Consider the following 12,225-nt stretch of genomic DNA (forward strand, 5'->3'; position numbering starts at 1 on the left):
TCGCCTACGCCGGTGGGACCGGGCAGGATATGCCCTTATGAGCGAGCAGGGAGATCGGCACATGCCGGGCCAGGGCCTGATCAACGGTCTGGCCGTCACGCTCAAGACGATGACCAAGCGCAGCAGCACCCAGCAGTATCCGGACGTCGAGCCGGACCTGCCGCCGCGCTCCCGCGGGGTCATCGCCCTGCTCGAGGAGAACTGCACGGTCTGCATGCTGTGCGCCCGCGAGTGCCCGGACTGGTGCATCTACATCGACTCGCACAAGGAGGAGGTCGTCGTTCCCGGTGCCGCCCGGGCCCGGCAGCGCAACGTCCTCGACAAGTTCGACATCGACTTCTCCCTGTGCATGTACTGCGGCATCTGCATCGAGGTCTGCCCGTTCGACGCGCTGCACTGGACCCCTGAGTTCGAGTACGCGGAGACCGACGTGCTGAACCTGCTGCACGACAAGAACCGCCTCGGCGACTGGATGCAGACGGTTCCGCCGCCGCCGGCCCACGACGTGCTCGGCGAGCCGTCGAAGGAGGAGGCCACCGCCGCGCGCAAGGCCGCCGGCCCCGGTGCGGCGACCCCGGCCAAGACCGCGCGTCCCGCCGCACGCCCGGAGCCGGAGAAGTGACGGTCGCCGACGTGCTGCTGCTCGCGCTCGGAGCTGTGGCGGTGGGTTCGGGCGCGGCGGTCGTCACCAGCACCCACCTGGTCCGTTCCGGGCTCTACCTGGTGATCAGCCTGGGCGCGGTCGCCGGGCTCTACCTGGTCCTCGGGGCCGAGCTGGTCGCCTGGGTGCAGATCCTGGTCTACGTCGGCGCGGTGGTCGTGCTGCTGCTGTTCGCGGTCATGCTGACCCGCGCGCCGATCGGCCCCTCCCGCGACCTGGATCGCCCGGCCTGGCCGGCGCTGATCGTCGGCGGCGGGGTCGGGCTGGGCCTGGCGGCGCTGCTGGCCGACGCGTTCCGCTGGACGCTCTACGACCGGCCCGCCCCGGGCACCGCGGAGCGGATGGGCACCCAGATCTTCGGCCAGTGGGTGCTGCCGTTCGAGGTGCTGTCCATCCTGCTGCTCGCCGCCCTGGTGGGTGCGATCGTGCTGTCGCGTCCGGACATCGGCGCCCGCAAGGGGGATGAGGCCTGATGCATGCCGTGATCCCGTACGTGACGGGTGCGCTGCTGTTCGGGCTCGGCGTCTACGGCGTATTGCGTCGGCGCAATGCGATCCTGGTGCTGATGGCGGTCGAGCTGATGCTCAACGCGGTCAACCTGATCTTCGTGACCGCTGACGCCGCGGTCCGGGCCTCCCTGGTCGGCGTGCAGATCGAGTCCTGGGCGTATCCCAACGGCAGGCCCGGTCACTCCGGCGGGGTGTTCGCCCTGTTCGTGATCGTGCTGGCCGCCGCCGAGGTGGGCGTGGGCCTGGCCATCGTGCTGCAGTACTACCGGATGCGCCGGGCGGTGCACGTCGACGAGGTCGCCCTGCACCACGAGGACGAGCAGGTCAGCCGGTGATCGCGGAGGTCTTCGGGACGGCGCTGTTCGGCGTACCGGTGCTGGCCGGGCTCCTGGGTCTGTTGCTGCCGGCCGGCGACGGCGGCCGCGCGCGACGCCGCCGGGCCGCCGGGCTCGGCATCGCGGGCGCCGCGCTCGCCCTTGCCGACGCGGTCTTCCTGCTGGTGGTCGCGGACGATCCGGTCGAGTTCGGGGTGCAGGCGGTGCGCTTCGGCGATCTGCCGATCACCTTCGGCGTCTCGCTCGGCCCGGCCGCCCTCTACGTCGCGCTCGCTGTCACCGTGGTCGCGCTCTTCGTGCAGATCTACTCGGTCGGCTACCTGCACGATGACCCGCGCTACGCGCCCTACGCCGCGCAGATCAGCATCTTCACCGGGGCGATGCTGCTGGTCGTGTCGGCCAATGACCTGATCATGCTGCTGGTCGGCTGGGAGGTGATGGGCGTCTGCTCGTATCTGCTCATCGGCCACGACCGGCGGCTGCCCGAGGCGCCCCGGGCCGCGGTCAAGGCGTTCCTGGTGACCCGGGTCGGCGACGTCGGCTTCCTGCTCGGCATCGCGCTGCTCGGCGTCTCGGCCGGCAGCTTCGAGATCTCCGCCGTGCTGGCGAGCTCACCGGCCCATCTGACCGTGGCGCTGCTGCTCATCCTGGCCGGCGTGGCGGGCAAGAGCGCCCAGTTCCCGCTGCACACCTGGCTGCCGGACGCGATGGCCGGCCCGACGCCGATCTCCGCCCTGATCCACGCGGCCACGATGGTCGCCGCAGGCGTGTACGTGGTCTTCCGCCTCTTCCCGCTCTTCGCCCGCTCGCCCGGCGCGCTGGCGACGCTCGGTGTCATGGCGGCGATCACCCTGCTGCTCGGCGCGCTCGCCGCGACCGCCCAGGACGACCTCAAGCGGGTGCTGGCCTGGTCCACGGTCTCGCAGATCGGCTACATGACCGGCGCCCTGGCCGTCGGCTCGCCCGCCGCGGCCCTGTTCCACCTGCTCACCCACGCCGCGTTCAAAGCGCTGCTGTTCCTCGCGGCCGGCGCGGTGATCCACGCGGTCGGCACCAACCTGATATCGCGGATGGGCGGCCTGCGCACGCATCTGCCCCGCACCTTCTGGGCGTTCGTGATCGGGCTCGGCGCGCTGGCCGGGCTGCCGCCCCTGGCCGGCTTCTGGTCCAAGGAGAACGTTCTGGTCGCCGCCGCACACGCGGCCGACGGCCAGGGCCCGGCCCCGGCCTGGGTCGGCTGGATGGTCTGGGTGGCCGGGCTGCTCGGCGTCGCGATCACCGCCTGGTACGCGACCCGCCTGCTGCTGCGCACCTTCTTCGGCCACGCCCGGTCCCGCACCGACGAGTGGCACGTCGGCTTCGACGACGCCCGCTACGAGCGTGGCCCCGGCGCCGCGCACGATCCGCCCGGCCTGATGCTGTGGCCGGTGCAGCTCCTCGCGATCCCCGCGGCGCTGCTCGGGCTGGCCGCCTTCCTGCCCGGCTTCCGCAGCGCGCTGGAGCTCGAGGCCCCGCACCTGGAGATCAGCATCGTGCTGCCGCTGGTCCTGCTCGCGCTCGGCGCCGGCAGCTCGTGGTGGCTGTGGCACACCGCGCCCGGCGTGGATCCGGCGCAGGCCCTGGGCCGGTTGCGGCCGTTGTTCGCCGCCGGCTTCCGGCTCGACGACGTGCAGGACCGCCTGGTGGTACGCCCGGTACGCGCCCTCGCCACCGCCCTGCGCCTGCTCGACGAGCGGGTGGTCGACGCGGCCGTGGAGGGCACCGGCTCATCCACCACCCGGCTCGGCGTCGTGCTGGCGAACGCCCACCGCGCGGCGCTGCCCCGGGCGGTGGTCGCGGTCTTCGCCGGCGCGCTCGTGCTCGGGGTCGTCGCGGCGATCTACGGAGCAGCCTCATGACCACGCTCGCGCAGGTGCTGCTCGTCTCGGTGCTGGCGGTGCCGGCCCTCGGTGCGGCGGTCGTCGCGCTGCTGCCGGCCCGCCACGACCGCGGCGCCCGGATCGTGGCGACCCTGTTCGCGGCGGTCACCTTCGTGCTGACCGTGCTGCTCGTGGTGCCGGATGCGGATTACGGCTTGTCCGCGTACACGGGTGGGCCGCCGGCTCTGGTGCCGTGGATCGACGTGTCCGCGTCGTGGGTGCCGTCGCTCGGGGTCGACTTCCATCTCGGCGTCGACGGGATCTCGTACCCGCTGGTGGTGCTGACCGGGCTGCTGACGTTGCTCTGCTGCGCGTACACGGTGGCCAAGGTGCCCGACGGCGGTCGCGGCCGGACGCTGGCGGCGCTGCTGCTGGTGCTCGAGGTGGGCATCCTCGGCACCTTCCTGGCCCTGGACCTCGTGCTGTTCTTCATCTTCTTCGAGGTCGTCCTCCTGCCGATGTACGCGGTCATCGCCGGCTGGGGTGGCCCGGACCGCCGCCGCGCGGCCCGCAAGTTCGTGCTCTACACCCTGTTCGGCTCGCTGCTGCTCCTGCTGGGCGTCTTCACCGTCGTCATCGCGGCCGGCACCGGCGACCTGCTGGCGTTGACCGGCGGCACCGGCCTGTCCCGCACAGTGCAGTACACAGCGTTCGCCCTGTTCGCCGTCGCGTTCGCGGTGAAGGCGCCGCTCTGGCCGCTGCACACCTGGCTGCCGGACGCGCACACCGAGGCGCCCACGGTCGGCAGCGTGATCCTCGCCGGCGTGCTGCTGAAGATGGGCACGTACGGCCTGATCCGGGTCGGCGTGGGAGTGGCCCCGCTCGGCGCGGCCTGGGCCGCCCCGGTGCTCGGGGTCCTCGCCGTTGCCGCAATCCTCGTCGGGTCGTTGGTGTGCCTGCGCCAGACCGAGCTGAAGCGGCTGATCGCCTACTCAAGCGTCGGGCACATGGGTTTCGTGCTGCTGGGCATCGCGACGCTGACCGCGACCGGCCTGCAGGCCGCGCTGGTCGGCAACGTGGCCCACGGCGTCATCACCGGCCTGTTGTTCTTCCTGGCCGGCGCGATCAAGGACCGGGCCCACACCGGCGCCCTGGCCGACCTCGGCGGGTTGCGGGAGACCGCGCCGCGGCTGGCCGGCCTGCTCGCCTTCGCGTCGATCGCTTCGCTCGGGCTGCCCGGCCTGGCCGGCTTCTGGGGCGAGGCGTTCGCCGTGGTGGCCGCCACCGAACGCGGCGGCCCCTTGTGGATCACGCTGGCCGTGCTGGCGGCGATCGGCGGTGCCCTGACCGCGGCGTACTTCCTGCGGCTGCTGCGCCGGGTCACCCACGGCCCGGCGAGCCCGGCGGTGGCCGGCTTCGCGGGCATCACCCGCCCCGAATGGCTGGCGTGGTCGCCGCTGGTGCTGCTCGCCCTGGCCATCGGGCTGGTGCCGGCGCTGGTGCTCGCCGCGACCGCCGACCCGGTGGCCGCCCTGACCGGAGCCCTGCCATGACCCAGACCGTGAACCACTTCGCCCTGCTGCCGCTCTACGCGGCGGGCGGCACCGCGCTGCTCGTCCTGGTGCTGGAGCTGGCCTTCGGCCGGTTCGTGCTGCCGGCGGGCATCGTCGGCGGGCTCGCCACGATCGGCGGGGCGGTCGCGCTCGGGCTGCGCCCGGCCTCGACCTTCTGCGGCGCCGAGCACTGCTCCTGGGTGAGCGGCCCGCAGGCGGCGGTGGTGGCGGTGCTGTTCGCGGCGCTGACGATCGGGGTGCTCGCGCTGTCGGCCCCGGCGCTGCGCGCGGGCATCGCCCCGGCCGGCGAGTTCTGCTTCCTGCTGACCAGTTCGATGGCCGGGGGAGTGGTCATCGCGTACGCGGGCGACCTGATCACCCTGATCGTCGGGCTGGAGACGCTGACCCTGCCGCTGTACGTGCTCGTGGGCCTGCGCCGCTTCGCTTGCCGCGAGCGGGTGACGACCACCGGCGCCTCGGCCGCGGTCACTTTCTTCCTGGTCAGCGTGATCTCCACGGCGATCGCCCTGCTAGGCGCGGCCCTGCTGTTCGCGTCCACCGGCGTGCTGCACCTGGCCGTGCTCACCGAGGGGTCGGGCCCGCTCGCGCCGCTGGGGGCGGTCGGCGCTGCGCTGCTGGTGATCGGTTTCGCGTTCAAGGTGGCGGCGGTCCCGTTGCACGCCTGGGCGCCGGCCACCTACGACGGCTCACCGGTGCCGGTGGCGGCGTACCTGTCGACGGCCTCGAAGCTCGGCGGCGTGGTGGCCCTGGCCGCGGTCGTGCAGCGGCTGGACACCGGGCCGCTGGTGGCGGTCCTGGCCGTGCTGACCATGACGGTGGGCAACCTGGTCGCCCTGCGCCAGACCCGGACGGTACGGCTGCTGGCCTGGTCGTCGGTGGCCCAGGCGGGCTACATCCTGGCGGCGCTGGCGGTGGGCTCGGCCGGGGTGCCGGCGGCGATCGCGTACGCGGTCTTCTTCGTCGTGCTCGAGTTCGTGGCGTTCGCCGTGGTGGTGGCCCTGCGCGGGCCGTCCGCCGACGGTGGCGAGCTGGCGGATCTTCGCGGCCTGGCTCGTCGTCAGCCCTGGCTGGGCGCGGCGCTCGTGCTGGCCCTCGCGGGTCTGGCCGGCCTGCCACCGGGCCTGGCCGGTCTGTTCGCCAAGGTGACCGTGATCGCCGCCCTGATCAACGCGGGCTGGGGCTGGCTGGCTGCGGTGGTGGCCCTGAACGCCCTCATCGCCCTGGCCTACTACGTCCGGGTGGCCGCCCTGCTCTACACCCGCCCCGCGCCGATGGGCGTCCACTTCGCCGACCTCCCCGCCGCCGAGCCGGCGGCGACCGGATCCACCGTGACCGCGATCGCCGACCCGGAGCTGCTCCAGGCGGCCACCCACCCTCGGGTGCCGGTGCCCCGCCCAGTGGCCGCGGCGGTCGCGGTGGCTGTCACGGTCACCGTCGTCCTGGGCTTCGCACCACAGTGGATCTTCGACGCCCTGCTCGGTTGACCCGGGTGTATCGATGATCACCTACAGCGAACTCACAGCTACAGCTGGATGAATCCACACCCTTCCGATGTTCCATGAGACGTGGGCCCACCGGCCCCAACGTCGAAGGAGCACCATCGTGCACAGCCATCACAACGGCCTCAAGACGGCCGCTCTGCTGGGCTTGCTCACCGCCATGATCCTGGCCGTCGGCTACTGGCTCGGAGGAAGCGGCGGGCTGGTTTTCGCCGTCGTCCTGTCGCTGGCGCTCAACGCCGGCAGCTACTTCTTCTCCGACAAGATCGCCCTACGGTCCATGCGGGCCCGCCCGGTCTCCGAGGCCGAGTTCCCCGCGCTGCACCAGATCGTGCGCGAGCTCGCCACGGAGGCGGGCCAGCCGATGCCACGCCTGTACGTGAGCCCGGCGATGCAGCCGAACGCGTTCGCGACCGGCCGCAACCCGCAGCACGCCGCCGTGGCGGTCACCGTCGGCATCACCCAGCTGCTGGACCGGCGTGAGCTGCGCGGCGTCATCGGCCACGAGCTCTCCCACGTCTACAACCGGGACATCCTGATCTCCAGCGTCGCCGCGGCGCTGGCCGGCATCATCACCATGGCCGCCCAGCTGGCGATCTTCCTGCCGTTCGGCGGCTCGGACGACGAGGACGGCCCGAACCCCGCGTCGCTGCTGCTCATGCTGATCCTCGGCCCGCTGGCCGCGTCGGTGATCCAGCTCGCCATCAGCCGCAACCGGGAGTACCAGGCCGACGCGTCCGGCGCGACCCTGACCCGGGACCCGCTGGCCCTGGCCAGCGCGCTGGAGAAGATCCAGTACGGCGCGCAGCGGCTGCCGCTGCCGGCCGACGGTCAGCTCGCCACCTCGGCGCACCTGATGATCGCCAACCCGCTGCGCGGCGGCGGCATCGCGTCGCTGTTCTCGACGCACCCGCCGATGGCCGAGCGGATCAAGCGGCTGCACCAGCTGGCCGCGATCACCGGCACCGGGCCGGTGCAGTTCCAGCGCTGACCCCGCACCACCGTCACCCCCGTCTCGCGTGCCGAGGCGGGGGTGACGTCTGTGACACCCAGCTGTATTTCACGTGTGTTAAGCGCTCGGGGCCGGTTACGTTCGGGGCTCGCGACGAAGGAGGTAGGACCTGATGACCGCACTGCGTCAGTACCTTGGCGTGTGGCAGATGCCGGGCGGCCGGGTCCTGTTGATCGTCGGCATCCTCGCCCGCCTGGGCATCGGCATGACCCCGCTCGCCCTGCTGCTGCTCGTCCAGGAGACCACCGGCCGGTACGCCGCCGCGGGCCTGGCCGGCGGCATGTACGCGCTGGCCGGCGCCGCGATCAGCCCGGTCGCCGGGCGCCTGGCCGACCGGATCGGCCCGTCCCCGGTGCTGTGGACGACCGCGGTGCTGCATCCGCTCGCCCTGGTCGGCCTGCTGCTGGTCAGCCGGGGTGGCGAGGCGGCGCTGCCGGGCATCTTCGTGGCGTCGGCGCTGGCCGGTGCGACGTACCCGCCGCTGACCGCGGCGATCCGCCGGGCCTGGACCGACGCCACCGCGGTGGGCAGCGGGCGGCACGGCCTGCGGGAGGCCGCGATGGCCGCCGAGACGTCGCTGTTCGAGCTGGTCTTCGTGCTGGGCCCGATGCTGGTCGCGGCGCTGCTCGTGGTCACCCACGACCCGGCGACCGCGCTGGCCACCTCGGCCGTGGCGACCTTCGCCGGCACCCTGTGGATCGCGTCGCTGCCGATCATGCGGCACTGGGTGCGCCACGTGGACGCCGACACGACCCGGGGCCTGGGCCCGCTCAAGGTGGGCGGTTTCGGCGCCCTGCTGGTCTGTGTCGCCGCGCTCGGTACGGCCTTCGGCGCCGCCGGCGTGATCGTGCCCGCGTACGCCGGCCAGCACGGCGGCGGTGACAGCCTCGGCGGTGTCCTGCTCGGTGTCTGGGGCGTGGGCAGCGCGATCGGCGGCATCTGGTTCGGCACCCGGCGGCCCGCGATGGCCCTGCCCCGGCAGTTCGCCTGGCTGCTCGGCGCGGTCGCCCTGAGTTTCCTGGTGCTCGCCGCCATGCCGAATCCGCTGTCTCTGGGCATCGCCCTGGTCGTGGGCGGCGCGACGATCGCCCCGGCCCTGACCGTGGAGAACAACCTGGTCGGCCGGATCGCCCCGGCCGGCATGCTGAACGAGGCGTACACCTGGGTGGTCACCGTGTCCGTGGCGGGCAGCGCGGCCGGTGGCGCGGTGGCGGGGGCCATCGTGGACCAGCCGGGCGGGCTGCCGTGGGCCTTCGTCTTCGCAGCCGCGGTGCTGGTCCTGGCCTCGCTGGTGGCCGCCGTGCCGACCGGACCCATGGCCCGGGCGGACCGGCGCGCGGCCGAGCGCCTGGAGCAGGCGATGGCGGCGGCGCACTGACGCCTGTCGGATTGTCGTCATCACCCCTTTAGCCTGATAGACGGCGGGATTGCCGCTCCGCGCCGTTACGTTCCGGTGATGGCAGCAGGTCGTTATCGGACGGTATGGCGGATTCCGTACGCCCCCACGCTCCTGGTGGCCGGGATGGTGTCGCGGCTCGGCATCGCCATGACCCCGCTCGCCCTGCTGCTGCTCGTCGAGGAGGCCACCGGCCGGTACGCCGCCGGTGGCCTCGCCGCGGGTTGCTACGCGCTCGCCGGCGCAGTGGTCAACCCGCTGACCGCACGCGTCGCCGACCGGATCGGCCCCGCACCGGTGCTGCGCCTCTGCGCGCTGGCCCACGCCCTCGTCCTGAGCGCGCTGGCCCTGCTGACCGGCGCGGCGTTACCGCTGCTGCTGGTCGTCTCGGCGATCGCGGGGGCCACCTATCCGCCGCTGACCGGGGCGATCCGCGGAGCCTGGACAACCATGACCGGAGGCCTCGTCGGGCCACGCGTACGGCAGGCCTCGCTGGCGGCCGAGACGTCGCTGTTCGAGCTGATCTACGTCATCGGCCCGCTGCTGGTCGCCGCGCTGACCGTGCTCCGGCTCGGCTACGGCCCGGCTCTGCTGGTCGCGGCGGCGGTCACGCTGCTCGGCGGCTTGGCGGTCGCCCGGGTGCCGGTGCTGCGGTTCCCCCGGCGGATGACCCGTCGCCCGATGCGCCGGACTCCCGGGTTCGGCACGCTCTTGCTCTGCACTGGGCTGCTGGGAGGCGGCTTCGGCGCGGTCACCGTCGGCGTGCCCGCCTTCGCCGCTGCCCACGGCGGTGGCGCCGGCCTCGGCGGGGTGCTGCTGGGCGTGTGGGCGCTGGGCAGCACCTGCGGCGGCGTGTACTTCGGGACCCGCCGCCCGGCCACGGAACCGAGCCGCCGGTACGCCCTCCTGCTGGCGGCGATCGGGATCGGCTTCCTGGCGCTGATCGCCGCGCCGGGACCCTGGTGGCTGGCGGTGGTGCTGGTCGTCGGCGGCATCGCGATGGCACCCGCGCTGACCGTGGAGAACAACCTGGTCAGCCGGATCGCCCCGGGCGAGGTGCTGAACGAGGCCTACACCTGGGTGATCACCATGGCGGTCACCGCCAGCGCGGTCGGCAGTGCCGCCGCGGGGACGGTCGTCGACCGGTCGGGTGACGCGCGGTGGGCGTTCGCGCTGGCCGGCGTCCTGGCTCTCGCCGCGGCCGCGGTCGCGGGCCGGCCGGGCGGCGCGCTCGGACGGGCCGACGAGATGGTCGCCGCGCGGTCCCGCGCCGCGCAGGACGTGGCCCGGCTGCTGCCGGCCATGCGGGAGCAGCCGCCCGGCCGCGGGGCGGCTGACCCCTTGGACGGCTCGACCGCGCACCTGGAGCGGCTGCCCTGAGTCGTCAGTGCTCCGCGCCGGGCTGAGGAAACGCCCGCAGGGCCAGCTCGGTCGACTGCTCCAGCTGCTCCCGGCCGATGCCGGCGGCGGCGTGCACCGCCTGGCCCTCCGCCACGATCATCACGAAGCGGGCCAGCCCAGCTGGGTCCGTGGCGGCGGGCAGGTCATGCTCGTCCACCGCGCGGGCGAAGCGGGCGGCCAGCGCGGCCTCGCCGGCGAGCCGGCTGTGGGCCAGGTACGCGGAGATGTCGGCGTTGCCGGCACCGCAGGCCGTGCCGCCCTGGATCGACAGGCAGCCGGGCGGAGTGCCCTCCCGGGTCACCGCGCGGACGTTGTCGCGCAGCAGCGCCGCCGCCACCTCGTACGCGGTCGGCTGCTCGAGGGCGTCCCGGGTGTACGCCATGTCCTGCTCCGCGTAGAGCCGGTGGGCCTGCTTGAACAGCTCTTCCTTGCTGCCGAAGGCCGCGTACAGGCTGGGCTTGCTGATGCCCATCGCCGCGGTGAGCTCGGCCATCGAGGCGCCCTCGTAGCCGTACTTCCAGAAGACCTCCTTGGCGCGCATCAAAGCGACCGCGGTGTCGAACCCGCGTGGCCGCCCGCGCTCCGGTGCAGTGCTCATCACATTACTGTACCGCTCGGTACGGAACGGTGTAGCGTTCTTTCTGTACCGAGCGGTACATTATTCGGAGGGAACATCATGGGACAGCTCGACGGCAAGACGGCCCTGGTCACCGGCGGCACCAGCGGCATCGGCCTGGCCACCGCGAAGCGCTTCGCCGCGGAGGGGGCGCGGGTCGTGATCACCGGCCGCCGCAAGCGGGAGCTCGACGACGCCGTGGCCCAGCTCGGCCCGAACGCGACCGGCGTGCAGGGCGACGCGAGCGACCCCGACGACCTGGACCGCCTCTTCGCCGGGATCACCTCGCTGGACGTGGTCTTCGCCAACGCCGGTGGCGGCGAGTTCGCCACCCTGGAGCAGACGACGCCGGAGCACCTGGCCGGCTCGTTCGACCGCAACGTCCGGGGCACGATCTTCACGGTGCAGAAGGCGCTGCCCCTGCTCAAGGACGGTTCCTCGATCATCCTGACCGGGTCCACCTCGGCCGCCGGGGGCTCGCCGGCCTTCGGCGCGTACGCCGCGGGCAAGGCCGCCATCCGTTCCTTCGGCCGCACCTGGGCCGCGGAGCTGGCCGGCCGCGGCATCCGGGTCAACACGCTGACGCCGGGCCCGACCGACACCCCCGGGCTCAGCGGGCTCGCGGCCGACGCCACCCAGGTCGCCGCCCTGCACGAGCAGCTCACGGCGGACGTGCCGATGGGCCGGATGGGTCACCCGGACGAGATCGCGAACGCCGCGCTCTTCCTCGCCTCGTCGCAGAGCAGCTTCATGACCGGCAGTGAGGTCTTTGTGGACGGCGGGCAGGTTCAGGTCTAGAGCAGGGCGTGCAGCTCCACTAACCTGCTGTCATGGCCAAGGACGTCGTGCCGCACCGTGATGCCGAGACGTTGCGGGCGGCCGACGCCGACCGGCACAAGATCGCTGACCAGCTGAAGACGGCTCTCGACGAGGGCCGTCTCTCGCTGGACGAGTACGACGACCGGGTGCGCCAGGCGTACGCCGCCCGGACCTACGCCGAGCTGCTGATCATCGTCGCCGACCTGCCGCGGCCCGGGGTGAGTGCGGCCGAGGTGAGCGCTCGCAAGGCCGCCGACGTGCGCCGCGCGGAACGCAAGCTGCCGATGGCGCTGCTCGTGCTGTGGACGATCTGGGGCGCGGTCGCCGCCGTCAACCTGATGGTCTGGTTCCTGGTCGCGGTCACCGTCGACGGGTACGTCTATCCGTGGCCGATCTGGCTGCTGGTGCCGGGGGCGGCCCTGGGCGCCTCCACTGTCGGCGTGCAGGCGATCCGGCGGCAGCAGCGCCGGCGCTGACCCTGGCGGGTGTGGCGCAGTTCATGCACCGAGTGCAAGTTGCACCGAGTGCAACCGGCGTACGGTCG

12 protein-coding genes are annotated in these 12,225 nt (G+C 73.1%); 11 read left to right on the top strand and 1 reads right to left on the bottom strand.

Going from position 1 to position 12,225, the window contains the following annotated elements:
- The first annotated feature begins 37 nt into the window (after positions 1-37).
- The 9 genes from ACQP2Y_RS04225 to ACQP2Y_RS04265 all read left to right on the top strand — a co-directional run bounded on the left by ACQP2Y_RS04225 (position 38) and on the right by ACQP2Y_RS04265 (position 10,225).
- On the top strand, positions 38-622 hold the full coding sequence (locus tag ACQP2Y_RS04225; protein WP_433724768.1) for a NuoI/complex I 23 kDa subunit family protein: 585 nt from the start codon (positions 38-40) through the stop codon (positions 620-622).
- Complete coding sequence (locus tag ACQP2Y_RS04230; protein WP_360830215.1) at positions 619-1,134, top strand: NADH-quinone oxidoreductase subunit J family protein; 516 nt, start codon at positions 619-621, stop codon at positions 1,132-1,134. Before ACQP2Y_RS04225 ends, ACQP2Y_RS04230 begins: the two co-directional genes overlap by 4 nt.
- Positions 1,134-1,505, top strand: coding sequence for an NADH-quinone oxidoreductase subunit NuoK (gene nuoK / locus ACQP2Y_RS04235; protein WP_433724770.1), 372 nt, complete (start codon positions 1,134-1,136; stop codon positions 1,503-1,505). The genes ACQP2Y_RS04230 and nuoK overlap by 1 nt, the downstream gene beginning before the upstream one ends.
- Positions 1,502-3,403 carry an NADH-quinone oxidoreductase subunit 5 family protein gene (locus ACQP2Y_RS04240; protein WP_433724772.1) on the top strand — a complete coding sequence of 634 codons (1,902 nt, stop codon included), beginning with the start codon at positions 1,502-1,504 and terminating at the stop codon, positions 3,401-3,403. Before nuoK ends, ACQP2Y_RS04240 begins: the two co-directional genes overlap by 4 nt.
- Positions 3,400-4,917: a complex I subunit 4 family protein gene (locus ACQP2Y_RS04245; protein ID WP_433724774.1), complete on the top strand. Its 1,518-nt coding sequence runs from the start codon at positions 3,400-3,402 to the stop codon at positions 4,915-4,917. The genes ACQP2Y_RS04240 and ACQP2Y_RS04245 overlap by 4 nt, the downstream gene beginning before the upstream one ends.
- Positions 4,914-6,422 (top strand): NADH-quinone oxidoreductase subunit N, encoded by a 1,509-nt coding sequence (locus ACQP2Y_RS04250; protein ID WP_433724776.1) that lies wholly within the window; start codon positions 4,914-4,916, stop codon positions 6,420-6,422. The genes ACQP2Y_RS04245 and ACQP2Y_RS04250 overlap by 4 nt, the downstream gene beginning before the upstream one ends.
- Before the next feature lie 67 nt (positions 6,423-6,489).
- Positions 6,490-7,428 (top strand): zinc metalloprotease HtpX, encoded by a 939-nt coding sequence (gene htpX / locus ACQP2Y_RS04255; RefSeq protein ID WP_433724778.1) that lies wholly within the window; start codon positions 6,490-6,492, stop codon positions 7,426-7,428.
- A 133-nt stretch (positions 7,429-7,561) separates the two neighbouring features.
- Positions 7,562-8,827 (top strand): MFS transporter, encoded by a 1,266-nt coding sequence (locus ACQP2Y_RS04260; RefSeq protein WP_433724780.1) that lies wholly within the window; start codon positions 7,562-7,564, stop codon positions 8,825-8,827.
- A 78-nt stretch (positions 8,828-8,905) separates the two neighbouring features.
- Positions 8,906-10,225 (top strand): MFS transporter, encoded by a 1,320-nt coding sequence (locus tag ACQP2Y_RS04265; RefSeq protein WP_433724782.1) that lies wholly within the window; start codon positions 8,906-8,908, stop codon positions 10,223-10,225.
- A gap of 4 nt (positions 10,226-10,229) precedes the next feature.
- On the opposite strand, the gene ACQP2Y_RS04270 is transcribed toward ACQP2Y_RS04265, so the two are convergent.
- Complete coding sequence (locus ACQP2Y_RS04270) at positions 10,230-10,844, bottom strand: TetR/AcrR family transcriptional regulator (RefSeq protein ID WP_433724784.1); 615 nt, start codon at positions 10,842-10,844, stop codon at positions 10,230-10,232.
- Positions 10,845-10,922: 78 nt separating this feature from the next.
- On the opposite strand from ACQP2Y_RS04270, the gene ACQP2Y_RS04275 reads away from it, so the two are divergent.
- Together ACQP2Y_RS04275 and ACQP2Y_RS04280 are read left to right on the top strand one after the other, a co-directional pair.
- On the top strand, positions 10,923-11,660 hold the full coding sequence (locus tag ACQP2Y_RS04275; RefSeq protein ID WP_433724786.1) for an SDR family oxidoreductase: 738 nt from the start codon (positions 10,923-10,925) through the stop codon (positions 11,658-11,660).
- 32 nt (positions 11,661-11,692) lie between these two features.
- The gene (locus ACQP2Y_RS04280) at positions 11,693-12,157 is read left to right on the top strand and encodes a DUF1707 SHOCT-like domain-containing protein (RefSeq protein WP_433724788.1); all 465 of its coding nucleotides are present in this window, start codon (positions 11,693-11,695) and stop codon (positions 12,155-12,157) included.
- Positions 12,158-12,225 lie beyond the last annotated feature (68 nt).

Source organism: Actinoplanes sp. CA-051413, assembly GCF_050955795.1.
In the GTDB taxonomy this organism is placed as follows: Bacteria; Actinomycetota; Actinomycetes; order Mycobacteriales; family Micromonosporaceae; genus Actinoplanes.

Bases quoted from the DNA above. Each gene is read 5' to 3' on its own strand.
- ACQP2Y_RS04245 (WP_433724774.1), top strand. From the start codon at position 3,400: ATGACCACGCTCGCGCAGGTGCTGCTCGTCTCGGTGCTGGCGGTGCCG.
- ACQP2Y_RS04260 (WP_433724780.1), top strand. From the start codon at position 7,562: ATGACCGCACTGCGTCAGTACCTTGGCGTGTGGCAGATGCCGGGCGGC.
- ACQP2Y_RS04275 (WP_433724786.1), top strand. From the start codon at position 10,923: ATGGGACAGCTCGACGGCAAGACGGCCCTGGTCACCGGCGGCACCAGC.
- ACQP2Y_RS04265 (WP_433724782.1), top strand. From the start codon at position 8,906: ATGGCAGCAGGTCGTTATCGGACGGTATGGCGGATTCCGTACGCCCCC.
- htpX (WP_433724778.1), top strand. From the start codon at position 6,490: ATGTTCCATGAGACGTGGGCCCACCGGCCCCAACGTCGAAGGAGCACC.
- ACQP2Y_RS04280 (WP_433724788.1), top strand. From the start codon at position 11,693: ATGGCCAAGGACGTCGTGCCGCACCGTGATGCCGAGACGTTGCGGGCG.
- ACQP2Y_RS04250 (WP_433724776.1), top strand. From the start codon at position 4,914: ATGACCCAGACCGTGAACCACTTCGCCCTGCTGCCGCTCTACGCGGCG.
- ACQP2Y_RS04225 (WP_433724768.1), top strand. From the start codon at position 38: ATGAGCGAGCAGGGAGATCGGCACATGCCGGGCCAGGGCCTGATCAAC.
- ACQP2Y_RS04270 (WP_433724784.1), bottom strand. From the start codon at position 10,844: ATGAGCACTGCACCGGAGCGCGGGCGGCCACGCGGGTTCGACACCGCG.
- nuoK (WP_433724770.1), top strand. From the start codon at position 1,134: ATGCATGCCGTGATCCCGTACGTGACGGGTGCGCTGCTGTTCGGGCTC.